The 25,969-nt window shown below is 73.1% G+C and carries 18 protein-coding genes, 1 pseudogene and 1 riboswitch; of the genes and pseudogenes, 11 read left to right on the plus strand and 8 right to left on the minus strand.

From position 1 onward, the window contains the following. Positions 1 to 33 precede the first annotated feature (33 nt). The gene (locus tag ACJX2R_RS14945; protein WP_413100510.1) at positions 34 to 525 is read right to left on the minus strand and encodes a two-component system response regulator; all 492 of its coding nucleotides are present in this window, start codon (positions 523 to 525) and stop codon (positions 34 to 36) included. Then, positions 525 to 4,883: a HAMP domain-containing protein gene (locus ACJX2R_RS14950; protein WP_413100511.1), complete on the minus strand. Its 4,359-nt coding sequence runs from the start codon at positions 4,881 to 4,883 to the stop codon at positions 525 to 527. Before ACJX2R_RS14950 ends, ACJX2R_RS14945 begins: the two co-directional genes overlap by 1 nt. A 93-nt stretch (positions 4,884 to 4,976) precedes the next feature. Here ACJX2R_RS14950 and ACJX2R_RS14955 point away from each other — a divergent pair, with 93 nt between their 5' ends. Further along, positions 4,977 to 6,878 (plus strand): SpoIIE family protein phosphatase, encoded by a 1,902-nt coding sequence (locus tag ACJX2R_RS14955; protein WP_413100512.1) that lies wholly within the window; start codon positions 4,977 to 4,979, stop codon positions 6,876 to 6,878. Positions 6,879 to 7,015: 137 nt separating this feature from the next. Here the strand turns inward: ACJX2R_RS14955 and ACJX2R_RS14960 are convergent, their stop codons facing one another. The 6 genes from ACJX2R_RS14960 to ACJX2R_RS14985 all read right to left on the minus strand — a co-directional run bounded on the left by ACJX2R_RS14960 (position 7,016) and on the right by ACJX2R_RS14985 (position 13,972). Further along, complete coding sequence (locus tag ACJX2R_RS14960; RefSeq protein ID WP_413100513.1) at positions 7,016 to 7,795, minus strand: enoyl-CoA hydratase/isomerase family protein; 780 nt, start codon at positions 7,793 to 7,795, stop codon at positions 7,016 to 7,018. 122 nt (positions 7,796 to 7,917) lie between these two features. Further along, entirely contained in the window at positions 7,918 to 8,139 is a 222-nt protein-coding gene (locus ACJX2R_RS14965) for a helix-turn-helix domain-containing protein (protein WP_020872291.1), read from the minus strand. Between the two features lie 423 nt (positions 8,140 to 8,562). Further along, positions 8,563 to 10,161, minus strand: a complete 1,599-nt coding sequence (abc-f, locus tag ACJX2R_RS14970; protein WP_413100514.1) for a ribosomal protection-like ABC-F family protein — start codon at positions 10,159 to 10,161, stop codon at positions 8,563 to 8,565. Positions 10,162 to 10,309: 148 nt separating this feature from the next. Continuing rightward, positions 10,310 to 11,797, minus strand: a complete 1,488-nt coding sequence (locus tag ACJX2R_RS14975; RefSeq protein ID WP_413100515.1) for a hypothetical protein — start codon at positions 11,795 to 11,797, stop codon at positions 10,310 to 10,312. A gap of 197 nt (positions 11,798 to 11,994) precedes the next feature. Beyond that, a complete protein-coding gene (locus tag ACJX2R_RS14980) occupies positions 11,995 to 13,122 on the minus strand; it encodes an alpha/beta hydrolase (protein WP_413100516.1) in 1,128 nt (375 codons plus the stop codon). Between the two features lie 163 nt (positions 13,123 to 13,285). Beyond that, on the minus strand, positions 13,286 to 13,972 hold the full coding sequence (locus ACJX2R_RS14985; RefSeq protein ID WP_413100517.1) for a class II aldolase/adducin family protein: 687 nt from the start codon (positions 13,970 to 13,972) through the stop codon (positions 13,286 to 13,288). 350 nt (positions 13,973 to 14,322) lie between these two features. Here ACJX2R_RS14985 and ACJX2R_RS14990 point away from each other — a divergent pair, with 350 nt between their 5' ends. The 10 genes and pseudogenes from ACJX2R_RS14990 to cobC all read left to right on the plus strand — a co-directional run bounded on the left by ACJX2R_RS14990 (position 14,323) and on the right by cobC (position 25,773). Next, positions 14,323 to 15,579 (plus strand): inorganic phosphate transporter, encoded by a 1,257-nt coding sequence (locus ACJX2R_RS14990; RefSeq protein ID WP_262702646.1) that lies wholly within the window; start codon positions 14,323 to 14,325, stop codon positions 15,577 to 15,579. Positions 15,580 to 15,592: 13 nt separating this feature from the next. Continuing rightward, positions 15,593 to 15,844, plus strand: a complete 252-nt coding sequence (locus ACJX2R_RS14995) for a hypothetical protein (RefSeq protein ID WP_413100518.1) — start codon at positions 15,593 to 15,595, stop codon at positions 15,842 to 15,844. Positions 15,845 to 16,049: 205 nt separating this feature from the next. Then, positions 16,050 to 16,204: riboswitch (cobalamin riboswitch) on the plus strand. A gap of 165 nt (positions 16,205 to 16,369) precedes the next feature. After that, the gene (locus ACJX2R_RS15000; RefSeq protein ID WP_413100519.1) at positions 16,370 to 17,353 is read left to right on the plus strand and encodes a cobalamin biosynthesis protein; all 984 of its coding nucleotides are present in this window, start codon (positions 16,370 to 16,372) and stop codon (positions 17,351 to 17,353) included. Further along, positions 17,350 to 18,954, plus strand: coding sequence for a cobyric acid synthase (locus tag ACJX2R_RS15005; protein WP_413100520.1), 1,605 nt, complete (start codon positions 17,350 to 17,352; stop codon positions 18,952 to 18,954). Before ACJX2R_RS15000 ends, ACJX2R_RS15005 begins: the two co-directional genes overlap by 4 nt. 58 nt (positions 18,955 to 19,012) lie before the next feature. Then, positions 19,013 to 21,151: a putative cobaltochelatase gene (locus ACJX2R_RS15010; protein ID WP_413100521.1), complete on the plus strand. Its 2,139-nt coding sequence runs from the start codon at positions 19,013 to 19,015 to the stop codon at positions 21,149 to 21,151. Beyond that, positions 21,151 to 21,747, plus strand: coding sequence for a cob(I)yrinic acid a,c-diamide adenosyltransferase (gene cobO, locus ACJX2R_RS15015; protein WP_037949564.1), 597 nt, complete (start codon positions 21,151 to 21,153; stop codon positions 21,745 to 21,747). The genes ACJX2R_RS15010 and cobO overlap by 1 nt, the downstream gene beginning before the upstream one ends. Further along, complete coding sequence (locus ACJX2R_RS15020) at positions 21,741 to 23,192, plus strand: cobyrinate a,c-diamide synthase (RefSeq protein WP_413100522.1); 1,452 nt, start codon at positions 21,741 to 21,743, stop codon at positions 23,190 to 23,192. Before cobO ends, ACJX2R_RS15020 begins: the two co-directional genes overlap by 7 nt. A 52-nt stretch (positions 23,193 to 23,244) precedes the next feature. Continuing rightward, positions 23,245 to 23,643, plus strand: a pseudogene (locus tag ACJX2R_RS15025) (cobalamin biosynthesis protein); the annotation flags it as partial. Positions 23,644 to 23,780: 137 nt separating this feature from the next. Continuing rightward, positions 23,781 to 24,617 carry a sirohydrochlorin chelatase gene (locus ACJX2R_RS15030; protein WP_413100523.1) on the plus strand — a complete coding sequence of 279 codons (837 nt, stop codon included), beginning with the start codon at positions 23,781 to 23,783 and terminating at the stop codon, positions 24,615 to 24,617. Positions 24,618 to 24,648: 31 nt separating this feature from the next. Beyond that, the gene (gene cobC, locus ACJX2R_RS15035) at positions 24,649 to 25,773 is read left to right on the plus strand and encodes an Rv2231c family pyridoxal phosphate-dependent protein CobC (RefSeq protein WP_413105861.1); all 1,125 of its coding nucleotides are present in this window, start codon (positions 24,649 to 24,651) and stop codon (positions 25,771 to 25,773) included. Positions 25,774 to 25,969 lie beyond the last annotated feature (196 nt).

Here is a 25,969-nt window from a genome sequence, read left to right on the forward strand (position 1 = left end):
TGAGTCACCGCCGTGGAGCCCCGCCCCGGCCGGTCAGTCCTCGACGTACTTCCGCAGCTCCTCGACCGTGCGCTCCAGCTCCTCGACCCGGTCGGACAGCTGCTCCGTCCGCGCCTCGAGCCTGCGGTTCTTGCGGTGCATCTCCAGGAACACATTGACCTTCGTCCGCAGCAGCCAGGGATCGAAGGGCTTGGTGAGGAAGTCGGCGGCGCCGATCGCATAGCCCCGGTAGGCGTAGTCGGAGTCGGCGTCGGTCCCGGTCAGCAGGATGATCGGGACGTCCTTGGTCTGGTCGAGCCGCTTGATGTTGGCGGCGGTCTCGAAACCGTCCATGCCCGGCATCAGCACGTCGAGCAGAACGACGGCGAAGTCCTGCCGCAGCATCGCCTTCAGCGCCTCCTCGCCGGAGCGGGCGCGGACGAGTTGCTGATCGAGCGGGCCGAGGACCGCCTCCAGCGCGATCAGGTTCTCCTCCATGTCATCGACGATGAGGATTCCGGCCTTCTCGGACACGCTCGTAGTCATCACTCCCCCTGCCTCGGCCTCGGCGGACCGGTCTCGGCAGGCGCGGCGCCCTCTCCGGATACGGCGGTGTCGCCGTCAGACGTGGCGTCATCGCTCTCAGACTCGCCCGATTCCCCCACTTCAACGTCCGGATCGAGCAGATCGAGGATCGCCGACATCAACTGGTCGACGTCCACGGGCTTGGGGACATAGCCATTGGCACCGCTGTCGATGGCCTTCTCCCGGTCGCCGGGCATGACCTTCGCGGTCAGGGCGAGGATCGGCACATCGGCGAGGCGTGGTGTGCTCCGGATGGCCCGGATGGTCTCGTACCCGTCCATCTCCGGCATCATCACGTCCATCAGGACCAGTGAGACGTCCGGGTTGCGGTGCAGCACCTCCAGCCCCTCGCGGCCGTTCTCCGCGTACTTCACCGTCATGCCGACCCGGCCCAGCACATGCGTGAGCGCGAAGACGTTCCGGATGTCGTCGTCGACGATCAGGATGCGGCGGCCGTTCAGCACCCGGCCCGGGCGTCCGCGCTGCCACTCCTTGAGCCGGGTGGTCCCCGGCCAGCCGTCGTCGTGGTCCTCGCCCTCGCCCTCGGCCCCCCGTTCGCTCCCGGCCCCGGCCTCCGCCCCGCCGCCCGGGGCCCGGATGGCGAGCCGACTGGCGACCAGGCTTTCCGCCTCGCCGAAGACCCCGCTCGGGGCGTGGTCGGCGGTGTCCGGCAGCGTCTCGTCCGAGGCGGGGGCGGCCGCCGGGACGGTGGAGCCGGTGGCCCTGGGGTCGGAGGGGTCGGGCGCCGGGGCGACGCCGCTGTAGTGCGCGGGGACGTAGAGGGTGAAGCGGGAGCCGACGCCCAGCTCGCTCTCGGCCACGATCCGGCCGCCGAGCATTCCGGCGATCTCCCGGCTGATGGACAGGCCAAGGCCGGTCCCGCCGTACTTCCGGCTGGTGGTGCCGTCGGACTGCTGGAACGCCTCGAAGATCACCGGCAGCTTCTCCGGTGGGATGCCGATACCGGTGTCGGTGACGGAGAACGCGATGACGGCGCCCGCGGCCCGCAGCGTCTCCTCCTCGAACTCCGATCCCGGGGCGCGCTCGACGCGCAGCGTCACCCCGCCCGAGGAGGTGAACTTCAGGGCGTTGGAGAGCAGATTGCGCAGGATCTGCTGGAGCCGCTGCTCGTCGGAGAACATCTCGCGCGGCACGTCCTCGCCGACCGTGATCTCGAACGACAGGCCCCGGTCGACGGCGAGCGGCCGGAAGGTCGCGTTCACATAGTCGAGGATCTTGACCAGCGGCAGCTTCTTCGGACGGACGTCCATCCGGCCCGCCTCGATCTTCGACAGATCCAGGATGTCGTTGATCAGCTGGAGCAGATCGGAGCCGGAGCGGTGGATGGTGGCGGCGAACTGCACCTCCTGGGGGGACAGCCGGTCCTCGGGGTTGTCCGCGAGCAGCCGGGCCAGGATGAGCAGCGAGTTCAGCGGAGTGCGCAGCTCATGCGACATATTGGCCAGGAACTCGGACTTGTACTGGGAGGCGGTCGCCAGCAGCGCGGCCTTCTCCTCCAGTTCCGCGTTGGAGCGCTGGAGCTCGTTCGAGCGCTGGCGCAGCTCGGTGGTGAGCCGCTGGGACTCGGAGAGCAGCGACTCGGTCCGGGCGTTGGCGATGATGGTGTTGATCGAGACGCCGATGGTGTTGACGAACTGGTCGACGAAGGCCAGGTGGACCTCGCTGAACCGGCTGAACGAGGCCAGTTCGATCACTCCGAGCACCTGGTCCTCGTAGAGGATCGGCAGGATCACCACGCTGGCCGGGAGCGCCGAGCCCAGCCCGGAGTCGATGGTGATGTAGTCGGGCGGGACGTCGTTGATGAGGATCCGCTTCTTCTCCACCGCCGCCTGGGCGACCAGCCCGCGGCCCCTGGGGCGGGGCCGCGACGTCCGGCCGTCGCCCCCGACCGCGTCCTGATCGGTGCCGTATCCGGCGATGAGCTCGAGCCCCTCACCGGGCCTGGCGCCGGCCGCGCTGAGGAAGAACGCCCCGAACTGCGCGTTGACCAGCGGGGTCAGCTCGCTCAGGATCAGATCGGCGACCTCGACCAGATCGCGGTGGCCCTGCATCAGGGAGGCGATACGGGCGAGGTTGGACTCCAGCCAGTCCTTCGCGCGGGTGGTTTCGCGGAGGTTGGCGACCATCAGATTGACGTTGTTCTTCAGCGCGGCGACCTCGCCCTGCGCCTCGACCGAGATGGATCCGGACATATCGCCCTGGGCGACGGCGGAGGCGACCTCGGCGATCGCGCGCACCTGGGTGGTCAGGTTGAGGGCCAGCTCGTTCACGCCGGTGGTCAGCCGCTTCCAGGTGCCGTAGACGCCCTCGACCCGGGCCTGGCCGCCCAGCCTGCCCTCGCTGCCGACCTCGCGGGCCACCCGGGTCACCTCGTCGGAGAACGAGGAGAGCGTGTCGACCATGGTGTTGATGGTGGTCTTCAGCTCGAGGATCTCGCCGCGCGCGTCGACGTCGATCTTCTTGCTCAGATCGCCCTCCGCCACCGCGGTCGCGACCTGCGCGATATTGCGGACCTGAGACGTCAGGTTGGACGCCATGAAGTTCACGTTGTCCGTAAGGTCCTTCCAGACCCCGGAGACGCCCGGCACTCCGGCCCGGCCGCCCAGCTGGCCCTCGGTGCCCACCTCGCGCGCCACCCGCGTCACCTCGTCGGCGAACGAGCGCAGCTGCTGGACCATGGTGTTCACGGTGTCCTTGAGCTCCAGGATCTCGCCCCGGGCATCGACCGTGATCTTCTTCGACAGATCGCCGTTGGCGACCGCCGTGGTGACCTGGGCGATGTTGCGGACCTGGGAGGTCAGGTTCAGGGCCATGAAGTTGACGTTCTCGGTGAGGTCCCGCCAGACCCCGGAGACGCCGCGCACCTGGGCCTGACCGCCGAGGTTGCCCTCGGTGCCCACCTCGCGCGCCACCCGCGTCACCTCGTCGGCGAAGGACGACAGCCGGTCCACCATCGTGTTGATCGTCGACTTCACCTCCAGGATCTCGCCCTTGGCCTCCACCGTGATCGTCTTGCTCAGATCGCCCTCCGCCACGGCGGTGGCGACCTGGGCGATATTGCGGACCTGGGAGGTGAGGTTGTCCGCCATGAAGTTGACGTTCTGCGTGAGGTCCTTCCACACCCCGGACACGCCGCGGACCTGGGCCCGGCCGCCCAGCCGGCCCTCGGTGCCCACCTCGCGCGCCACCCGCGTCACCTCGTCGGCGAAGGCGGAGAGCTGGTCGACCATGGTGTTGATCGTCGACTTGAGCTGGAGGATCTCGCCCTTCGCATCCACGGTGATCTTCTGCGAGAGATCACCGGTGGCGACGGCCGTGGTCACCTGGGCGATGTTGCGGACCTGGGAGGTCAGGTTGGACGCCATGAAGTTGACGCTGTCCGTAAGGTCCTTCCACACCCCGGACACGCCGCGGACCTGGGCCCGGCCGCCCAGCTCGCCCTCGGTGCCCACCTCGCGCGCCACCCGCGTCACCTCGTCGGCGAACGCGCCCAGCTGGTCGACCATGGTGTTCACGGTCAGCTTGAGCTCCAGCAGCTCACCGGTGGCCTCGACGGTCACCTGGCGGGTGAGGTCACCGCGGGCGACCGCCGTGGTCACCTCGGCGATGTCACGGACCTGCGCGGTGAGCCGGGAGGCCATGGTGTTGACGGCCTCCGTGACCATGCGCCAGTCGCCGGAGAGCCCCTGCACCTTGGCGCGGCCGCCCAGCCGCCCCTCGGTGCCGACCTCGCGGGCGATACGGGTCAGCTCGCCGGTGAACAGCGACAGCTGGTCCACCGTGCGGTTCACCCCGCGTCCCAGCCGCCGCAGATCGCCGCGGAGCTGGCGGTTGCCGTCGTGCAGATCCACCCGCTGGGTCAGATCGCCGGACGCGATCGCGTCGAGCACCCGCGTGGCGTTGGACACCGGGCCGACCAGGGCGTCCACCAGCTGATTGGCCGCGTCCACATTGGCGGCCCAGGCCCCCGGGCCGGGGCTAGCGGTGATCCGCTCGTCCAGCCTCCCCTGGCGGACCACCTCGCGGCGCACCCGGTGCAGCTCCCCGGACAAATGCGCGTTGCGCACCGCGAGCTGGTTGAAGACCCCGGCCATCTCACCGACCAGACCCTCGGCCGAGGTGTCCGCGCGGACGGTGAAGTCGCCGTCGCACAGGGCGTTCATCGCCGCCAGCAGAGACCGCAGGTCGGCCGCGGACGCGGTCTCCGCACCGCGCGCCGGGCCGGAGGGCCGAGCGTTTTCCGGACATTCCACGGGCGGGTCCGGGGAAGCGTCGGTGGTGATCGGGTCGAGAGCCATGGCGTCGTCCCTTAAAGATCATTCATATCCCCCTGTCTGTCATAATATGGCACCTAGATAGCCTAAACAGCCCGTATTGCCCTGGAGCCGCACGTGGGAGCTTTGATTCCTCTCGCGCGTGAGTCCGTCTCGCGGACGACGCTGCCCGGGAGCGTGCGCGCGCCCGGCGCGGCCCGCGCCTTCGTCCGTACGGCGCTCACGGGACGGAGCGCGGCGGAGGCGTTCGCCCCGGTCACCCTCGATGAGCGGGCGATCGACGACGCGGTGCTGCTGGTGAGCGAGCTGGTCACCAATGCCGTGCTGCACGCGGGAACCCGGGTCGAGGTGGTCTGCCGGCTCCAGCCCGGCGACGGCGCCGCCGGGGAGGGCTACGGGCCGGAGGGCGGCCCCTTCGGACCCGAGGAGACGAGCGGCCCGGACGATGTGCCGAGGGACGTGCCGAGGCGGGCGGGGATCGTCATCGAGGTGGCGGACCTCCACCCCGCCAGCACCGTCTACGGAGGCCCTGAGACCCAGCGGCGGGGCCGCGGCCGCGGGCTCCAGCTGATCGGGGCGCTCGCCGAATCCTGGGGCGTGACCTATCACCGCACCCGTAAGGCGGTCTGGTTCCGGCTGGACGCCGAGCGGGCGGGCACCGAGTTCGACGCCGTCCCCACCAGCGCGCTCGGGCGCGAGCTGCGGTTCGCCGAGACCCTGGCCCCCATCGCACCGCGTGAACAGCGCGATCCGACCGCCGACTGGGTGGACCGCGGCGGACCGTCCTTCCTCGCCGAGGCCAGCGAACTCCTCACCGGCCAGCTCGACGAGAACATGGTGGCCGCCCTCGCCGGGCAGCTCCTGGTGCCCAGGCTGGCCGACTGGTGCGCGGTCTGGCTGACCACCGAGAGCGGCGGGCTCCAGCTCGCCCGCGTCTGGCACAGCGATGAGCACCGTATCGGCGAGCTCCGCGTCTCACTGGAGCGGCATCCGCCGCCGACCGGGCTCGGCTCGGCGGGCACTTCCTGGCCCTGGCCCGGGGTCGCGGACAAACAGGGGACGGGCGGATCGGCGGTGTGCTTCCCGCTGATCGCACACGGCCGCAGCCATGGGGTCCTGCTGCTCGGCCGGGCGGGCGTGCCCCGCATGGCGGAGGGCGTGGTGCGGCTCTCGGAGGACGTGGCGCGGCGGGTGGCCCAGGCGGTGGCCACGGCCCGGCAGTACACCCGTCAGGCGACGATCAGCCGGGCGCTCCAGCGCCGCCAGCTGCCCATGTCGCTCGCCCATATCCCCGGGGTGGACACGGCGATCGTCTACGAGCCGCACGGCGAGGGGCAGACCGTCGGCGGCGACTTCTACGACCTATTCCCCATGGGCGACCGCCGCTGGTGCTTCCTGCTGGGCGACGTCCAGGGCAGCGACCCGGAGGCGATGTCGGTCACCGGGCTAGCCCGCCATCTGGTCCGACTGCTGGCCCGCGAGGGCCATGGAGTGGAGTCGGTGCTCAACCGGCTGAACCAGGCGCTGGTGGAGGAGGACGCGGAGGCGGCGGAGATCGATGGCGAGCAGTCCCGGCCGCGCTTCCTGAGCCTGCTTTACGGGGAGCTGGAGCCGGACCCGGCCGGGGGCGGCGCCCGCTGCACCCTGGCGAGCGCCGGCCATCCGCTGCCGCTGCGGCTGACCACCGAGGGCGCGGTGGCACCCGCCGCCTCCCCGCAGATGCTGCTCGGCATCGACGAGAACCCGGACTTCCACGCCGACACGCTGGCCCTGGAGCCCGGTGAGACGCTGCTGTGCGTCACCGACGGGGTGACCGAGCGGCGCAACGGCCTCCGTCAGCTGGATGACGACGACGGCCTGTCGGACATCCTGCGGGACTGCGTGGGGCTGGGCGCCAAGGCGGTCGCGGAGCGGGTGCGGCGCGCCACGCATGACTTCAGCCCCGAGCCGATCGACGACGATCTGGCGGTACTGGTACTGGAGGCGGTGCCACCGGTGGCGCCGCAGCGGATGGGGTGACGGGGGCGCTCGCGCCGCCGTCGTGGCTGATCGCGCCCCGCGGCGGAGCCGCATATCGATACGGCCCCGCGCCCCTTCGGGCCGCAGACGATCGACGGCGGGTCAGGACACGTCAGCGGAGCACTTCCGCCGAGCGCTCACTCCGTCAGCCCCGCCAGGTCGCGCAGTCGGCGGGCCTGGGCGGCGCGCTCGGCGGCACGCTGCTCCTCGTAGCCGCGGTCCACGGCGCCCCGCAGCAGCGCCTTGGTCTCGACCAAGGCGTCGCGGGGTGAGGCGAGCAGGGCCGCCGCCAGGTCCTGGACCGCGCCGTCGAGTTCGGCGGCGGGCACCACGAGATTGGCCAGCCCGGTCCGCTCGGCCTCCTCGGCGTGGACGAAGCGCCCGGTCGCGCAGATCTCCAGCGCACGGGCGTATCCCACCAGCCCGACCAGCGGATGGGTGCCGGTGAGGTCCGGCACCAGCCCGAGGCTGGTCTCGCGCATGGCGAACTGCGCGTCGTCCGCGCAGACCCGCAGGTCGCAGGCGAGCGCAAGCTGGAAACCGGCCCCGACGGCATGGCCCTGGACGGCGGCGATCGACACGATGTCGTTCCGCCGCCACCAGGTGAACGCGTCCTGGTACCCGGCGATGGTCGCGTCCAGTTCGCTGTCGGAACCGCGCGCCAGGTCGAGGAACGACGGCTCGCCGTCGAACCCCTCGGGCGTGAACGCCTGGCGGTCCAGGCCCGCCGAGAAGGACTTGCCCTCGGCGCGCAGCACCACGACGCGCACGGTGCCCGGCACCAGCTTTCCGGCCTCGGCCAGCGCCCGCCACAGGGCGGGCGACTGAGCGTTGCGCTTCGCCGGGTTGTTCAGGGTCACCGTGGCGACCGTGTCATCGACGGTGAGCTGAACGCCGTCCTTGTCGAGCAGGGTCACAGGGGCCTCCGGTCGGGTGCGGTCAGTACAAGTGACTGCACAGTAACCACCCGGCCGAACCGACGATCAGCCGGGTGGCACCCCTGTCCCTACCTGCTGATGGTGATGGAGCATGCGGGCGATCAGGCCGAGGCTGTCTTCTTGCCTCGCGTCGCACCGCCGCGTCCCCGTAGGGAAACTCCGGATTCGCTGAGCATCCGGTGAACGAATCCGTAGGAACGGCCGGTCTCCTCGGCCAGCGCCCGGATGCTCGCCCCGGAGTCGTACTTCTTCTTCAGGTCTGCCGCGAGCTTTTCGCGCGCGGCGCCGGTCACCCGGCTGCCCTTCTTCAGAGTCTCGGCCACCCGTGCCTCCTCATGGGAAGTGCGCTCTGGACTCTCATGATCACCCCTACAGGCCTTCCTGGCCACCCATTCGGCAAGGTCTGTGGATGAAGGATTGCGGGAAATCGCGGCACGACGGCCTTCGGAAGCAAGGATTCCGGCGCTGTTCAACCTGACACTCTTTCGTGTTCATCGACGAAGAGGCAGGTCAGGGCATACGTGACCTACGTCGCAGACATCCGGACCGGCGCACGGCACGTGGTGTGCGCCGGTGGCCCGCGACGCGCCGCGATACCAGCCGTTCTCACTCAGATGATGGATCACGCCTAGGCCAAATGATCTACAAGAAGGGGATCGGACCGGAGGAACCGGACTCTTGGGGCGGCGCCCGGAACGCCACCCCCGACCCTCCGCCGGGCCCGCACCGCCCGCCGTCGGGCCCCGTCAGGCGAGCGCGACGAGGTCCGCGTACTCCTGGCCCCACAGATCCTCGACACCGTCCGGAAGCAGAATGATCCGCTCCGGCTGAAGCGCGTCCACGGCGCCCTCGTCGTGGGTCACCAGGACCACCGCACCGGCGAAGGTGCGCAGCGCGCCGAGGATCTCCTCGCGGCTGGCCGGGTCGAGGTTGTTGGTGGGCTCGTCCAGGAGCAGCACATTGGCCGAGGAGACCACCAGGGTGGCCAGCGCCAGCCGGGTCTTCTCACCACCGGAGAGCACCCGGGCCGGCTTGTCCACGTCGTCGCCGGAGAACAGGAAGGACCCGAGCGTCTTACGGATGTCGACGAGGTCGAGATCCGGGGCGGCCGAGCGCATGTTCTCCAGGACGGTGCGCTCCGGGTCGAGCGTCTCGTGCTCCTGCGCGTAGTAGCCCAGCTTCAGCCCGTGTCCGGGGGTCACCTGGCCGGTGTCCGGCTTCTCGACCCCGGCCAGCAGCCGCAGCAGGGTCGTCTTACCGGCGCCGTTCAGTCCGAGGATGACGACCCGGGACCCCTTGTCGACGGCCAGGTTGACATCGGTGAAGATCTCCAGGGAGCCGTACGACTTCGACAGCCCCTCCGCGGTCAGCGGGGTCTTGCCGCACGGGGCCGGGTCGGGGAAGCGCAGCTTGGCGACCTTGTCGGACCGCCGGGCCTCCTCCAGACCGGCCAGCAGCTTCTCGGCGCGGCGGGCCATGTTCTGCGCGGCCACGGTCTTGGTCGCCTTGGCGCGCATCTTGTCGGCCTGCGCGTTGAGCGCCGCGGCCTTCTTCTCGGCGTTGGCGCGCTCGCGCTTGCGACGCTTCTCGTCGGCCTCGCGCTGGGCCTGGTAGAGCTTCCAGCCCATGTTGTAGATGTCGATCACCGAGCGGTTGGCGTCGAGGTAGAAGACCTTGTTGACCACCGTCTCGACGAGGTCGGCATCGTGGGAGATGACGAGGAAGCCGCCGCTGTAGGTCTTCAGGTAGTCCCGCAGCCAGGTGATCGAGTCGGCGTCGAGGTGGTTGGTGGGCTCGTCCAACAGCAGGATGTCGGAGTCCGAGAAGAGGATCCTGGCCAGCTCGACCCGGCGCCGCTGACCGCCGGAGAGCGTATGGAGCGGCTGGCCGAGCACCCGGTCGGGCAGGCCGAGGCTGGCGGCGATGGTCGCGGCCTCCGCCTCGGCGGCGTATCCGCCCTTGGTGAGGAACTCGGTCTCCAGACGCTCGTACTTCTTCATCGCGCGCTCGCGGGTGGCGCCCTTGCCGTTGGCCATCCGGTCCTCGTTCTCGCGCATCTTACGGAGCACGGAGTCGAGCTCGCGGGCCGAGAGGATGCGGTCACGGGCGAGGACGTCGAGGTCGCCGGTGCGCGGGTCCTGCGGGAGGTAGCCGACCTGACCGGAGCGGGCGATGGTGCCGCCGGCCGGGATGCCCTCACCGGCCAGGCACTTGGTGAGCGTGGTCTTGCCCGCGCCGTTGCGGCCGACCAGACCGATGCGGTCGCCCCTGGCGATGCGGAAGGAAGCGGACTCGATGAGGACGCGGGCGCCGGCACGCAGCTCGACGCCGGAGGCGGTGATCACGGGAATTACTCCTGGGCAGGGTGGACGGCGGACGGGACGGACGAGGGCGGCCGACGCCGTCTAATGCACGAGGAGAATTGCCATGCGGCTAGTTTAGCGGGGCGGGCAAGTCGATTTTCCCCGGGCTTTCCCCCCGGCCGCCCCTGCCTCAGGCCCCGCCCGTGTGCACCTGGAAGGCCGCCCGGCGCACCGCCTTGGCCAGGGCCGGATCGGGGTGGGCCGCGGCCAGCGCCACCAGGACCTGCACGGTGCGGGGGTGCCCCACCGCCCGTACCTCCGCCAGCAGCGCGGGCACGGTGCCCTGGACGGCGGACTCCAGGTGGCGGACGAGCAGCGGGCCCTCCCCGTGGTCGGAGATGGCCGCGGCGGTGTCCACCCACAGCCAGGTGGCCTCCTCGCGGGTGAGCGCGTCCAGCGCCTCGTCCGGGTCGGCGCCCTCGTGCTCGGCGAGCCACAGGAGCGCGTACGGCCGCAGACACGATTCGTCGACGACGGCCCGCACGTTGGGCTCGGCGGGCGCCCCGACGACGCGCAGCGCCTCGAAGGCGAGCCCGCGCAGCAGCGCGTCGTCGCCACGCGCCGCGTCGATGAGCTCGACGACGGCGCTGCCGACGGGGCGGGCGGCCAGCCAGGCGCGGTACTCGGCACGGGCCGGGCCCGGGGTCAGGCCCGCACAGCCGCGCAGCATGTCGGCGGCGTGCTGCTCGATGTTCCCGGCCGGGCTCTGGGCGGCGACGCAGATCTGCTCGAGCTTGACCCACACCGCCCAGTTGCCGAGCGCGGTCAGCTCGGCCTCCCGGCGGTCGCCCTTGGCGTCGTCGGCGGCGCTCCCGGCGCCCTCCGGCCCCTCCGGCCCGTCCTGGGGTTCCTCCCGCACCGTGAGCGCCCCGACGGACGAGAGGGCGTCCAGGGCCCAGTCGAGCAGCCCCTCCAGCGTGGCGGCGTCCTCGGCGTCCTTGGCGTCGTCGGCGCTCGCGGTGCCCCCGGCGTCCCCGGCGCCCTCCGCGTGCTCCCGGTCCTCCGTGACCTCCTGGGGGACCTCGCACCGCTCGGTGCGCAGCTCGGCGACCCGCTGCCGGAGCATGTCCAGCAGGGTGGAGATCGGCACGGGACCGGCCGAGAGCTGCAACAGGGAGAGCAGCTGCGGTACGGCCTCGACGACCTCAGCGACCGCCGTCGGCTCGGCCGTCTCGGGGGCGGGGCAGGCCAGGGACCACGCGTCCAGGAGCGCGACCCAGCCCCGCAGTACGGCGCTGTCGTCCCGGTCCCACGCCTGGAGCCGCCAGCCGGGGCGGGTGGTGCCCGCGTGGTGCTCGATGAGGCCGATGAGGCGGGCGCGGTCCCAGTCGGTCCGCACCTCCCGCTCGCTCACCCCGAGCGCCTCGGTGGCGCGGGCGGCGGCCTCGTCGGACAGCGCGCCGGGCGCGCCGTGCTCGGCCGCGGCCCAGTGTGCGATCGCCACGGCCCCGGTGAGCCCCGCCCGGGCCTGCCGGGCCAGCTCCGACGGCGGCGGAGTGCCCTCCGGCGGACGGGGCGCCGGTCTTGAGCCGCGGTTCACCGCGGGCCGGCGGGCCGTGGCCATCGGCCGGTTACGGACAAGTCGGAGCCGGGAGTCGCGCGGAGTACGGGACGTCACGGAAGCAGTCTCGCCTTTGACGGCCCGAAAGCCCAATCGGCACCCGTCCGGCGGTCGCCGCGAAGGGTTCACGCCATCTTACGGACGCTTCCGCCGCCGCCCCGCGAACGCTTCCCGCGCCGCCCCGCACGCGCTTTCGCGATCGCCTTATGGGCGCTACAGGAGGTCGGACGGTGCGGGAAATCGCCTTACGGGCGCTACAGGAGCGGTATCAGAAAGCGCCGCAGCGCCTCCTCGTACGCCTTGGGGTCCGCGTTCCACATGGCCGCGTGCGGGGCCTGCCGCACCGTGTGAAGGGTCACCAGATCACGTCGGCGGTCGACGAGTTCGCGCGAGACGTGCCAGGGCGCGAGGGTGTCGTCGGGGCCGTGGGCGACGAGCGTGGGCACGGACAGCCGCTCCGGGTCGGCCACCTCCGGGAGCCTGCTGTCGTGGAGTCCGGTGCGCCCCTCGGCGGCGCGCAGGGCGAGCGGGAGCAGCGGCGCGGGGATGCCGCGGGCCGCGGCGAGGGCGCGCAGGGTGGCCTGCCAGTCGAGCACCGGGGAGTCCAGGACGAGGCCGATGACGCGGTGCCGCAGCGCGGAGTTCGCGGCGGCGTGGAGGGCCATCGAGGCGCCGATGGACCAGCCGTGCAGCACGACCCCGGTCGCCCCGTAGCCCACCGCGTAGCGGATGGCCGCGTCCAGGTCGCGCCACTCGGTGTCGCCGAGGTGGGATATGCCGTCCTCGGAGCGCGGGGCGCCGGGGTCGCCGCGGTAGGCGAGGTCGAGCACCGGCACCCGCAGCTGCCGCAGGAAGGGCATGACGACCATAGGGTGCTCACGGGTGGTGCCGAGGCCATGCGTGGTGATCACCCAAGTGGAGCGTTCGCCGGGGATGAACCAGGCGGGCAGCGGACCGAGTTCGGCGGGCACGTCCACGTCGGCGTGGTCGATGCCGAGCGTGTCCCGTGGGTTGCCGATGTGCACCTGGGGCGTCAGCCGGACCCGGGTGCCGGGGGTGAGCTCGCCGTGGGTGACCCGCTCCAGGCGGCGCACGACGCAGTCGGCGGGGTGCGGGGCGTCCTCGATGACGGGGCCGACGACGGCGTGGCAGGAGCGGCCGGTGAGGCCGTAGGTGCCGGGGCGCAGGGAGGCGAGCGAGCGGGTCAGGGTGATCTGGCCGGCCGCGGTCGCGTGGACGGTCAGCGGCGCCTCGTGCGGCAGCGGACGGTCGGGGGCCGGTTTCAGCGCAGCGCTGGTGGCGTACCGTCCGGCCGCCACCGCGGCCACGCCGACACTCAGCAGGGTGGTGGCGGCCGCGACCGCCGTTGTTCGCAGACGCATCCCTCCCAGTGTGGTCGGGGAGGCCGCGCCCGGCCAGCGGGCGTCCCCGGCCGGGTGACCGCCCGGGGCGGGGCCCGGGGCGGGGCCGAGGGTGCGCCGGGCGGGGACATGCCGGGCGGGGTCCGGGGCATGCCGGGCGGGCCTGGGACGTGCCGGGGCGGGCTCAGCCCTTCTGGCCGTAGCCGCTCAGCTTCTCGGCGGCGCGCCGCATCTCGTCCGGCGGGATCAGGGAGGGGGTGCGGCCGGGGACGGAGACCGCGGTGAGCCAGACCCGGCACATCCATTCGAGCTGGGCGGTGCGGTCGTACGCCTGGTCCAGGGTGGCGCCGTGGACGACGGTGCCGTGGTTGCGCAGCAGACAGCCGCTGCGGTCGCGCAGCGCCTCGAGCATGGCGTCGGCCAGTTCGTCCGTGCCGTAGAGCGCGTACGGCGCGACGCGGACCGGGCCGCCGAGGGCCGCGGTCATGTAGTGGATCGCGGGGAGCTCGTCGACGAGCGTGGAGACGGCCGTGGCGTGGACGGCGTGGGTGTGGACCACGGCCTCCGCGTCGGTCTCCCGGTAGACCGCCAGGTGCATGGGCAGCTCGCTGGTGGGCTTCAGCGTGCCGAGGACCTGCCGCCCGTCCAGGTCGACGGCGACGGCGTCCCTGGGGCCGAGCCGGTCGTAAGGGACACCGCTCGGGGTCACCAGGACGGTGTCGCCGACCCGGGCCGAGACATTGCCCGAGGTGCCGACGACCAGGCCGTCCGCGGTGGTCCTGCGGGCCGTACTCACCACCTGCGTCCATGCCTGCCGCAGGGGATGCGTCAGCCGCGGCTGCGGCTGCCGCGTGGATCGCGACTGGGTCACCTGCCCTCACCTCCGAGGCCCGATCCTTCCAGGCGGCCGCCGACCGCGCGGCGGCAGGACCGGAACGGGCACGGCGGGCGACTACGACCGTGCCTCGTGGGCACCCGGCTCCGGGCGGGTGAACGCAGGGGGACGACGGACGCCCGCGAGACCGGTCCCGGGGCCTGCTCCGGCGGCCCTCGATCGCGGCTCAACTCCCCTACGACATGGGAACGTAGGCTGAAATTCACTGGGCTTTAGCGATCCCGCAACCATGTCACCGCGATGCCCTGCTCAGTTCATCTCCCGTTCACCCTGTTTCCTTACGTTCACCGTGCCACTAACGACCTTCGAACTGATTGACCGGGTGTATGGAACACATCACGCTTCTCATCGGGATCGTGATCGTCACGGCCTTGGTGTTCGACTTCACGAACGGCTTTCACGACACGGCTAACGCCATGGCCACCACCATCTCCACGGGAGCGCTCGGGCCCAGGGTGGCGGTGGCGATGTCGGCCGTCCTCAATCTCGTCGGCGCGTTCCTGTCCGTGGAGGTGGCCAAGACCATCTCCGGCGGGATCATCGACGAGGGCTCCGGTATCCAGCCAGAAGTGATCTTCGCGGGGCTCGTCGGCGCGATCCTGTGGAATCTGGTGACGTGGCTCGCCGGACTCCCCTCCAGCTCCTCGCACGCCCTGTTCGGCGGTCTGATCGGCGCCACCGTGGTCTCCGTCGGCCTAGACGGGGTCAACGGCGACGCGATCGTCATGAAGGTCCTGATCCCCGCCGTCGCCGCGCCGATCGTGGCCGGCATCGCCACGCTGGCCGCCACCCGGCTCACCTACCGGCTCGGCCGCGACCGCTCCCCCGAGGACACCGCGAAGGGCTACCGCGCGGGGCAGATCGCCTCGGCCGCCCTGGTCTCCCTGGCCCACGGCACCAACGACGCCCAGAAGACGATGGGCGTGATCACCCTGGCGCTGGTCACCGGGAACGTGGTGTCGCCCGACGCCGACCCGCCGCTGTGGGTCATCGTCTCGGCGGGCCTGGCCATCGCGCTCGGCACCTACCTGGGCGGCTGGCGCATCATCCGCACCATGGGCAAGGGCATCACCGACATCCAGCCGCCACAGGGCTTCGCCGCCCAGACCGGCGCCGCCACCGTCATCCTCGCCTCCTCCCACATCGGCTTCGCGCTGTCCACCACCCAGGTCTGCTCCGGCGCCGTCATGGGCGCCGGTGTTGGCCGTAAGGGCGCCGTGGTGCGCTGGTCGACCGCGGGCCGGATGGTGGTCGCCTGGGTGCTGACCCTGCCGGCCGCCGGTCTGGTGGCCGGGGCCGCCGCGCTCCTGGCCGACCAGGGGAACGCGGGAATCACGGCGGTGGCTGTGCTCGCCGTCCTGGCCTGCGGGGCGATCTGGATGCTGTCGCGCCGCAAGCCCGTGGACCACACCAACGTCAACGAGGTCGGCACCCAGGAGCCGGTGGGCGCCGTCACGGCCGCCCTGCGGTCCGTGGCCCCGCCGCCCGCCGGTGCGTCGAGCGCCGCCCCCGAGGACGGCACCTCGGAGAGCACGCCCGAGCAGACCCCCACCCCCGCCGTCGCGAGCAGCACCACCCGCTAAGGAGCCAGGAAACATGAGCATCGACTGGGCGGCACTCGGCCAGGTCTTCGGCATCAGCCTCGCGGTGACGGTCGCCATGGTGGGCGTCTTCACCCTGGGCATCGTCGGCACCTCCCGTAAGGCGGCACCGGAGCAGGGCGGCACGGCCGCCGCCGTGCCCGGGGGCGCGGTGGGCACCTCCCCGCTCGCGCGCACCGGCGCGTACGCCTGCTTCGCGGTGTGCGCCGCGGTCGTGGCGTACGGCATCTACCTGATCGTCGCCTGATATCTGATCGTCGTCTGAGGCCCCAGCTTCCCCGAACGCCCCACCGGCCGCCGGATGGCGGCGCTGACCAGCGCCGACCGTCCGGCGGCCGTTCCGTGAGGGGCGGTTGTCTGTGGGGCTCGGCACACTCGGGCGACATGGGTCATATGCGAGTTGACGGCCATTCGCGGCCCATGGTGGACTTCCCGAGCCAAACGGCGGCAGGAGAGGAAGCCGGTGAGAATCCGGCGCGGTCCCGCCACTGTCACCGGGGAGCGCCCTCCCATCGCCTGTATTGGGGTCACGGCTCGTCCGTACGGTTCGTCGCGTACGCGGGGCTGGAAGACCGGGAGGGCCGCGGATCCGGGAGCCAGGAGACTCTCACCGCCGGTCACGTCGAACCAGGGCGCGGACCCTGAGTGAGGACATACCGCCATGCCCGGCATCGCCACGCCGCCAGCCCTCCCTGCCCGCTTCGGCTCTTCCGGCCCCTCCGGCCCGTCTGGTCCCGCATCGCCGCGCCGAGGCGTGACGGCGGCCTGACGGATGCGTGCCGACCACGCCTCGTTCGCGTGCGGTGCGGCCCTCGGCTTCCTCGGCGACCTCGCCACGGGTGATCCGCGCCGCGGCCATCCGGTGGCCGCGTTCGGGCGCGCCGCCGCGGCCGCCGAGCGCCTGCTGTGGCGCGACCACCGGGGTTACGGGGCCCTGCACACCGCGTTGTGCGCGGGCGGCGCGGCCGCCGGTGCCGCGCTGCTGACCCGCGCCGTACGAGGCCTTGACGGCCGCCGTGGCGCGGAGGTCGCGCTGACCGCCGCCGCCACCTGGGCCGTGCTGGGGGGCACGAGCCTGGGCCGTGAGGCACGGGCCGTCGGCAGGGCGCTGGCCGTCGGCGACCTCGAGGTCGCCCGGGAGCGGCTGCCGCATCTGTGCGGCCGTGATCCGCAGGCGCTGGACGGGCCGCAGATCGCCCGCGCGGTCGTCGAATCGGTCGCCGAGAACACCTCCGACGCGGTCGTGGGCGCGCTGGTGTGGGGCGCCGTGGGCGGTGTGCCGGGGCTCATAGGTTTCCGCGCGGTCAACACCCTGGACGCCATGGTGGGCCACAAGTCGCCGCGCTACCGGCGGTTCGGCTGGGCGGCGGCCCGGCTGGACGATGTGGCCGGCTGGCCGGGTGCGCGCCTTACGGCGGCCCTGGCGACGCTCGCGGGCCCCGATCCGCGCGGTGCGTGGCGCGCCTGGCGGCGGGACGGCCGGCGCCATCCGAGCCCCAACGCGGGCCCCGTGGAGGCGTCCTTCGCGGGTGCGCTCGGTGTCCGGCTGGGCGGCACCCTCGCGTACGGCGGCCGGGTCGAGCACCGGCCGGTGCTCAACTCCGGCGGGCGGCCGGTGGAGTCGGCCGACATCGAGCGGGCGATACGGCTGTCGCGGCGCGCCGGCGTCCTGGCGCTCGGGGTGTCCATGGCGGCCCGGCCGGTGCTGCGGGCGTTGACGGGACGGCCCGGGGCCTTGGGAAGGGGCGGCGGATGAGCGGGATACGCGGTAAGGGCGGCACGGACGGTTCCGGGGCGCGCGGTGGGGGGCTGCTGGTCGCGGGCACGACCTCCGACGCGGGCAAGAGCGTGGTGACGGCCGGGATCTGCCGGTGGCTCGCCCGTAAGGGCGTCAGCGTGGCGCCCTTCAAGGCGCAGAACATGTCGCTCAACTCCTTCGTCACCCGGGAGGGGGCGGAGATCGGGCGGGCCCAGGCCATGCAGGCCGCCGCCGCGCGCGTCGAGCCGAGCGCGCTGATGAACCCGGTCCTGCTGAAGCCGGGCAGCGACCGCAGCAGCCAAGTGGTGCTGCTGGGCAGGCCGGTGGGCGAGCTGAGCGCGCGCGGGTACTTCGGCGGGCCCGGAGCCCCCTCGCCCGGCGAAAGGCTCTCTGCGGGGCGTGAGGCGCTGCTGGGGACCGTCACGGAATGCCTGGAGGAGCTGCGGAGCACCCATGACGCGGTGATCTGCGAGGGCGCGGGCAGCCCCGCCGAGATCAATCTGCGCCGCACCGACATCGTCAACATGGGGCTGGCGCGCGCCGCCGGGCTTCCGGTCGTGGTGGTCGGGGACATCGACCGCGGTGGCGTCTTCGCGTCCTTCTTCGGCACGACCGCGCTGCTGTCGGCGGCGGACCAACGGCATGTGGCCGCCTACTTGGTGAACAAGTTCCGCGGCGATGTGAGCCTCCTGGAGCCCGGTCTCGAGATGCTGCGCGACCTCACCGGGCGCCCGACCGTCGGGGTGCTCCCGTTCGCCCACGGGCTGGGCATCGACGAGGAGGACGGGCTGCGGGTGTCGCTGCGCGGCGCGGTGCGGGAGAGCGTCGTGGCGCCCCCTTACGGTGCGGATGTCCTACGGATAGCGGTGGCCGCCGTGCCTCTGATGTCCAACTTCACGGACGTGGACGCGCTGGCGGCGGAGCCGGGCGTGATCGTGCGGTTCGTGGACCGGCCCGAGGAGCTGGCCGACGCCGATCTGGTGGTGCTGCCGGGCACCCGGGGCACCGTAAGGGCGCTGGAGTGGCTGCGTGAGCGCGGGCTGGCCGACGCGATCGCCCGGCGGGCCGCCGAGGGCCGTCCGGTGCTGGGCGTCTGCGGCGGCTTCCAGGCGCTCGGGGAGCGCATCGAGGACGAGGTCGAGTCGAAGGCCGGGACGGTCGCCGGGCTCGGGCTGCTGCCGGTGCGGGTGCGGTTCGCGGCCGAGAAGACCCTGGCCCGGCCGGTGGGCGAGGCGCTCGGCGAGCGCGTGGAGGGCTACGAGATCCACCACGGGGTCGCCGAGCTGCTGGACGGGGCCGAGGAGCCCTTCCTGGACGGCTGCCGGGTGGGCTCGGTATGGGGCACGCACTGGCACGGCTCGCTGGAGAGCGACGGCTTCCGGCGGGCGTTTCTGCGGCGGGTGGCCGCCGCGGCGGGCCGGGCGTTCGTCCCCGCGCCTGACACCCGCTTCGGGGAGCTGCGCGAGGAGCAGCTCGACCGCCTCGGCGACCTGATCGAGGAGCACGCCGACACGGACGCGCTGCTGCGGCTCATCGAGGAGGGCGTCCCGGAGGGCCTGCCGTTCGTCCCTCCGGGGGTGCCAGGGGGGATGACATGAGGAACCCCCGCCCCCACACCGGACCGCTGTGCCCACGCACCCCAGGAGGTATCGCCGCGTGACCACCACCTACCCCTTCAGCGCGATCGTCGGCATGGACGGCCTGCGGCTCGCCCTGCTCCTCAACGCCGTCTCCCCAGCCGTGGGCGGCGTCCTGGTGCGCGGTGAGAAGGGCACGGCCAAGAGCACCGCCGTAAGAGCGATCGCCTCGCTGCTGCCCGAGGTGGACGTGGTGGCCGGGTGCCGGTTCTCCTGCGATCCGACCGCGCCCGACCCGTCCTGCCCGGACGGGCCCCATGAGCCGGGCACCGGCGAGGCACGTTCCGCGCGGATGGTCGAACTTCCCGTGGGCGCCTCCGAGGACCGGCTGGTGGGCGCGCTCGACATCGAGCGGGCGCTGTCGGACGGCGTGAAGGCCTTCGAGCCCGGGCTGCTCGCGGACGCCCACCGAGGGGTGCTCTACGTCGACGAGGTCAATCTGCTGCACGACCATCTGATCGACCTGCTGCTCGACGCGGCCGCCATGGGCGCCTCCTACGTGGAGCGCGAGGGGGTGTCCGTACGGCATGCGGCGCGCTTCCTCCTGGTGGGCACCATGAATCCCGAAGAGGGCGAGCTGCGGCCGCAGTTGCTGGACCGCTTCGGCCTCACGGTGGAGGTCGCGGCGTCCCGGGACACCGAGGAGCGGGTCGAGGTGGTGCGGCGGCGGCTGGCGTACGACGAGGATCCCGAGGGGTTCGCGGCGCGCTGGGCGGCGGACGAGGAGGCCCTGCGGGAGCGCATCGCGGCGGCGCGCGCCCTGCTGCCGCGGGTGGCTCTCGGCGACCGCGCGCTGCGGCAGATCGCGGCGGTGTGCGCCGGGTTCGAGGTGGACGGGATGCGCGCGGACATCGTGACGGCCCGTACGGCGGCCGCGCTGGCCGCCTGGGCGGGGCGCACCGACGTCCGGACCGAGGACGTACGGGGGGCCGCGCTGCTGTCGCTCCCCCACCGACGGCGGCGGGCTCCGTTCGACGCGCCGGGGCTCGACGAGGACAAACTGGACGAGATCCTGCGGCAGTTCGAGGAGGACGACCCGGAGCCGGATCCGGACCCGGGTCCCGAGGACGGGCCGGGCGGCTCGGGGCCGGATGACGCGGGCGGCCCCGAGGGCGGACCGCGGGAGGGCGCGGGCGACGGGGCGCGCGAGCAGGCACCGCCCGCCGAGCCCGAGCCGTCCGTCCCCGACCAGCGAACGGGTGAGCACGAGACGGCCGACCGCGAATCCGACTCCGCACCGGCCGACCGCGACGGTGGGGCGGACGAAGCGGACGGCGGTGCGGGCGGGGCCGGAGGCGAGCGGGCGGCCGTGGGCGCCGCCGAACCGTTCCGGACCCGGCGGCTCGACGTCCCCGGCCTGGGCGAGGGCGCGGCAGGGCGTCGCTCGCGCGCCCGCAGCGCGCACGGCCGCACCACCGGAGCGCGCCGCCCGCGGGGCACGCTCTCCGCGCTGCACCTGTCGGCGACCGTCCGGGCGGCCGCCCCGCACCAGCTGGCGCGCGGCCGGCGCGGGCCGGGGCTGCTGGTGCGCCGGGACGATCTGCGCGAGGCGGTGCGCGAGGGGCGGGAGGGCAACCTCGTCCTGTTCGTGGTGGACGCGTCGGGCTCGATGGCCGCGCGCAAGCGGATGAGCGCGATCAAGGGCGCGGTGCTGTCGCTGCTGCTGGACGCCTACCAGCGGCGGGACAAGGTCGGGCTGATCACCTTCCGGGGCGCGGACGCCGAGCTGGCGCTGCCGCCCACCTCGTCGGTGGACACGGCCGCCGCACGGCTGGAGCGGCTGCCGACGGGCGGCCGTACGCCGCTGGCGGCCGGGCTGTTGAAGGCCCGGGAAGTGTTGCGAGTGGAGCGGCTGCGGGATCCCGCACGCCGTCCGCTGCTGGTCGTGGTGACCGACGGGCGGGCCACGGAGGCGCGGCGGTCCGGCGGGCCCACGCCGGTCGAGCGGGCCGGGCGCGCGGCGCGGATGCTCGCGGGCGACGGGGTCGCCTCGGTGGTCGTGGACTGCGAGTCGGGGCCGGTTCGGCTGGGGCTCGCGGGCGCGCTCGCCCGCGAACTGCGGGGCACACCGGTGACACTCGACGAGCTGCGCGCGGACAGCGTGACCGCGCTGGTGCGCGATGTACGAACCGTTTCGAACCCCCGGAGGGCCGCCTGATGCCGCAAGGACAACCGACCGTCGTGCCGGACGACGGGCTGACCACCCGCCAGCGCCGCAACCGTCCGCTGGTGCTCGTCCACACCGGTCAGGGGAAGGGCAAGTCGACCGCGGCGTTCGGGCTGGCGCTGCGGGCGTGGAACCAAAACTGGCCGGTCGGTGTATTCCAATTTGTAAAGTCCGCGAAATGGCGGGTCGGTGAGGAGCGTGCGCTGCGCGTCCTCGGCGACTCGGGCGAAGGGGGGACCGTCGCATGGCACAAGATGGGCGAGGGCTGGTCGTGGGTCCAGCGCGACATGGCTTCCAGCGAGGAGGCCGCACGCGAGGGCTGGGAGCAGGTCAAGCGCGATCTCGCGGCGGAGACATACCGGCTCTATGTGCTGGACGAGTTCGCGTATCCGATGCACTGGGGCTGGGTGGACCCCGACGAGGTGGTGGCGGTGCTGCGGGACCGGCCCGGGACGCAGCACGTCGTCATCACGGGGCGTAACGCGCCGGCTCAGCTGCTGGATTTCGCCGATCTGGTCACCGACATGTCCAAGGTCAAGCATCCGATGGACGCCGGTCAGAAGGGCCAGCGAGGCATCGAGTGGTGAGTGTCCCGCGCCTGGTGATCGCGGCGCCCGCCTCGGGCAGCGGGAAGACGACGGTCACGGCGGGGCTGATGGCCGCCTTCGCGGAGCGCGGTCTGGATGTGTCCCCGCACAAGGTCGGCCCGGACTACATCGACCCTGGCTATCACGCGCTCGCGATCTCCTCGGCCGCCTCTTCGGGCGCCTCGGTGGCCGGCCGGTCGCGGGTGGGGAATGCGCGCCCGGGCCGGAATCTGGACGCCTATCTGTGCGGTCCGGACCGGATCGCGCCGCTGTTCCTGCATGGGGCGGCGGGCTGCGATCTGGCCCTGGTCGAGGGGGTGATGGGCCTGTTCGACGGGGCGGCCGGGCAGGGCGAGCTGGCCTCGACGGCGCATGTGGCCAAGCTGCTGCGGGCGCCGGTGGTGCTGGTGGTGGACGCGTCGTCGCAGTCGCGGTCGGTGGCAGCGCTGGTGCATGGCTTCGCCTCCTGGGACCCCGGGGTGCGGGTCGCGGGGGTGATCCTCAACAAGGTCGCTTCGGACCGTCACGAGGCGATGCTGCGCGAGGCGCTGGAAGGGTGCGGGGTGCCGGTGTTCGGCGCGCTGCGCCGGACGCGGGCGGTGCGGGCCCCGAGCCGCCATCTGGGTCTGGTGCCGGTGGCCGAGCGCCATGCGGAGGCGGTCGATTCGGCAGCCGCGCTGGCCGCCCGAGTGCGGGAGGGCTGCGATCTCGACGGGCTGCTGGCGCTGGCGCGCAGCGCACCGCCGCTGTCCGGGCGGGCCTGGGATCCGGAGGAGGAGATACACCGGGCGATGGACGCCGTCCCCGGTGCCGGGGTCCGGGGCGGCCGGGCGGCGCGGCCGGTGGTCGCCGTGGCGGGCGGGGCCGCGTTCACCTTCTCGTACGCGGAGCACGCCGAGCTGCTCACGGCCGCCGGGGCGCGGGTCGTCCCCTTCGACCCGCTGCGGGACGAGCGCCTCCCCGAGAGCACCGGCGGTCTGGTGATCGGCGGCGGGTTCCCGGAGGTCTACGCCCCCGAGCTGTCCGCGAACGAGCCGCTGCGCACCGCCGTCGCCGGGCTCGCCGCGTCCGGCGCGCCCATCGCCGCCGAATGTGCCGGCCTGCTGTATCTGGCGCATTCGCTGGACGGGGAGCCGATGTGCGGGGTGCTGGCCGCGAAGGCACGGATGTCGGAACGTCTGACGCTGGGCTACCGTGAGGCCGTGGCCGTCTCCGACACCTCACTCGCCGCCGCGGGGACACGGGTGCGCGGCCATGAGTTCCACCGCACCACCATCGTGCCCGGAGCGGGGCCGGAGCCCGCCTGGGGGCTCGTCCACCCGGAGCGTCGTACCGAAGGGTTCGCACAGGGAGATGTGCATGCCTCCTATCTGCATGTGCACTGGGCCTCGGTCCCAGGGGCGGCGGCCCGGTTCGTCGACAGATGTGCGCCCCCTGCCGGTTGAGCCGAGGCGGTGAGCTGACGTGGAGGTCATCGGCTGGGGCACGGCGTCTCCCCCGCCCGCGGCACCGCTTGTCGTCGGGGTCGGGGCCGGCCGGGGCGTATCCGCCGACGAGGTGCTCGGGCTGGTCGAGGCCACCCTGGCGGAGGCGGGCCTTCCGCCGCGGGGCGTCGCCGAGTTGGCTACGGTCGAGGCCAAGGCCGGGGAGGCCGGGCTGCTGACGGCGGCCGAACGGCTGGGGGTGCCGCTGTGCGGATACCCGGCGGAGGCGCTGGCCGCGGTGGAGGTGCCGAACCCGTCCACGGCACCGCTCACCGCCGTGGGCACGGCCGGGGTCGCCGAGGCGGCCGCGCTGCTGGCCGCCGGTCCGGGGGGCCAACTGCTCGTCGCCAAGCGGAAGTCCACGCCACACGGCCGCCCCGGGAAGGCCACCTGCGCCGTCGCCCGCCGCCCGGCGGCGGTCAAATCCGGGCAGGGCGGGCAGCGAAGACCTGCCGTCGACCGCCCCGACGCAGGTCAGTAACGTCTCGGGGCGGAACAGCCCGCCCCCCGCCGACCGTGACACCGCACCACCTGCACCAAGGAGACCTCGTGACGACCCCGCCCGCCCTGCTCATCGCAGGCATCGGCACGCGAGACGAAAGGCATGCCGCCGCCTTCCAGGCATTCGTCAGGGAGTTGGCCGCACGCCACCCGGACCTGCCCGTGGCGGGTGGCCTCACCGGACCGGGCAGCCACCCGCTGTCCGACGCGGTCACCCGGCTCGTCGGGGAAGGGGTGACCCGTTTCGCGGTCGTCCCGATGGCGCTGATCCCGGCGGCTCCCCCCAGAGACGGCATCGCCGCCGCGCTGGCCCAGGAGGCGGAGCGGCACGCCGACGCCTCGTTCGCCTCCGCCCGGCCGCTCGGCCCGCACCGCACACTGCTGAGCCTGCTGGAGCGGCGGCTCGACGAGGCGCTGGGCAATCGGCCCCGGCTGCCCTCGGACCGCGCGGAGACGACCGTGCTGCTGGTGGGCGACGGTTCGCCGCTCCCCGAGGCCAACGCCGAGGTGCACCGCGCGGCCCGGCTGCTGTGGGAGGGCCGTGGCTTCGCGGGCGTCGAGGTGGCCTTCGCCTCGCTCGCCGCCCCCGATGTGGCCTCCGGCCTGGACCGCTGCGCCAAGCTGGGGGCGCGGCGGGTCGTGGTACTGCCGTACTTCCTGTTCGAGGGTGATGCCCTGGAGCGGGTGCGGCAGCAGGCGGAGGGCTGGGGGCTCGCCCACCCCGAGGTCGAGGTGGTCTCGGCCGATGTCATCGGCCCGGCGCGGGAGTTGGCCGACCTGGTCATGGATCGCTATGAGGAGGTGGCCGACACCAGCGAGCGCGCCGGGTTCAGCGATGAGGCCCATGCCTTCGCGCATCCGGATGCCCACGCCGATGTCCGCTGAGCCGTCGGCGATGGCCGCTGAGCCCTCGGCGATGGCCCCTGACGCATCGGCGGATCTGCCCGCGGAAGGGTCCGGCGCCGATGGCGGGGCCGCCGGGTTCGATCTGCGGCATCACGGGGACGCGGAGGTGCGGGGTGCCGATGCCGCCCTGACGGACCTCGCGGTCAACGTCCGGGCCGGTACGCCTCCGGACTGGCTCAAGGCCCATATCGCCGCGTCCCTCGACGGGCTGGCCGCCTATCCGGACGGGCGGGTGGCGCGGGAGGCGGTCGCCGCGCGCCATGGGCTTCCGGTCGGCCGGGTGCTGTTGACGGCGGGCGCCGCGGAGGCGTTCGTCCTGCTCGCCCGCGCCATACCGGCCCGGCGGCCGGTGGTGGTGCATCCGCAGTTCACCGAGCCGGAGGCGGCGCTGCGGGACGCGGGGCACACGGTGGAGCGCGTGGTCCTCGATGAGCGGGACGGTTTCCGGCTGGGCCCGGCGGCCGTGCCGGAGGATGCCGATCTGGTGGTGATCGGCAACCCCACCAACCCCACATCCGTGCTGCACTCGGCCGATGCCCTGGCCGGGCTCGCCCGGCCGGGGCGGACGCTGGTGGTGGACGAGGCGTTCATGGACGCCGTCCCGGGTGAGTCGGAGTCCCTGGCGGCCCGCACCGATGTGCCGGGGCTGGTGGTGCTGCGCAGCCTCACCAAGACCTGGGGCCTGGCGGGGCTGCGGATCGGCTATGTACTGGCGGAGCCGGACACCGTCACGGCGCTGGAGCGGGTCCAGCCGCTGTGGCCGGTGTCCAGCCCGGCCCTGGCGGCGGCCGAGGCGTGCTGCACCCCGTCCGCCCTCGCCGAGGCCGCACGGGCCGCCCACCGTACGGCCGCCGACCGGGCCCATCTGGCCGATCGGCTGGCCGAGTTGGCGGAGTCGGCGGAGTCGGCCGAGGTGCGGGTGTGCGGCCCGGCGGCCGGGCCGTTTCTGCTGATCCATGTGACGGGCGCGGCGGCGATCCGCACCCGACTGCGGGAGCTGGGCTTCGCCGTCCGCCGCGGTGACACGTTCCCGGGCCTCGGCCCGGACTGGCTCCGGCTCGCCGTCCGCGACCGCGCCACGACGGATCGCTTCGTCATCGCCTTGACGAAGGCGATAGCGGACACGGCCGCCTGAGCGCTCCGCGGGAAGTGGCGCGAGGTGCGGTCGTCCATCCGCGGCCGCGTCGTGGCTGGTCCCACGCGGTGGAGCCGCATATCGACACAGCCGCGGCGGAGCCGCATATCGACACAGCCCCGCGCCCCTTCGGGGCGCACCCGAACCGCACCGGACTTCAGCGAGGCCGCTTGGCGGACGCTGCCGCCCGACCGCG

Source organism: Streptomyces sp. Inha503 (genome assembly GCF_047215865.1).
Classification (GTDB): domain Bacteria; phylum Actinomycetota; class Actinomycetes; order Streptomycetales; family Streptomycetaceae; genus Streptomyces; species Streptomyces lycopersici.

Bases quoted from the DNA above. Each gene is read 5' to 3' on its own strand.
- ACJX2R_RS14950 (WP_413100511.1), bottom strand. From the start codon at position 4,883: ATGGCTCTCGACCCGATCACCACCGACGCTTCCCCGGACCCGCCCGTG.
- cobO (WP_037949564.1), top strand. From the start codon at position 21,151: ATGCCGCAAGGACAACCGACCGTCGTGCCGGACGACGGGCTGACCACC.
- ACJX2R_RS15000 (WP_413100519.1), top strand. From the start codon at position 16,370: ATGCGTGCCGACCACGCCTCGTTCGCGTGCGGTGCGGCCCTCGGCTTC.
- ACJX2R_RS14980 (WP_413100516.1), bottom strand. From the start codon at position 13,122: ATGCGTCTGCGAACAACGGCGGTCGCGGCCGCCACCACCCTGCTGAGT.
- cobC (WP_413105861.1), top strand. From the start codon at position 24,649: ATGGCCCCTGACGCATCGGCGGATCTGCCCGCGGAAGGGTCCGGCGCC.
- ACJX2R_RS14945 (WP_413100510.1), bottom strand. From the start codon at position 525: ATGACTACGAGCGTGTCCGAGAAGGCCGGAATCCTCATCGTCGATGAC.
- ACJX2R_RS14990 (WP_262702646.1), top strand. From the start codon at position 14,323: ATGGAACACATCACGCTTCTCATCGGGATCGTGATCGTCACGGCCTTG.
- ACJX2R_RS14995 (WP_413100518.1), top strand. From the start codon at position 15,593: ATGAGCATCGACTGGGCGGCACTCGGCCAGGTCTTCGGCATCAGCCTC.
- ACJX2R_RS15005 (WP_413100520.1), top strand. From the start codon at position 17,350: ATGAGCGGGATACGCGGTAAGGGCGGCACGGACGGTTCCGGGGCGCGC.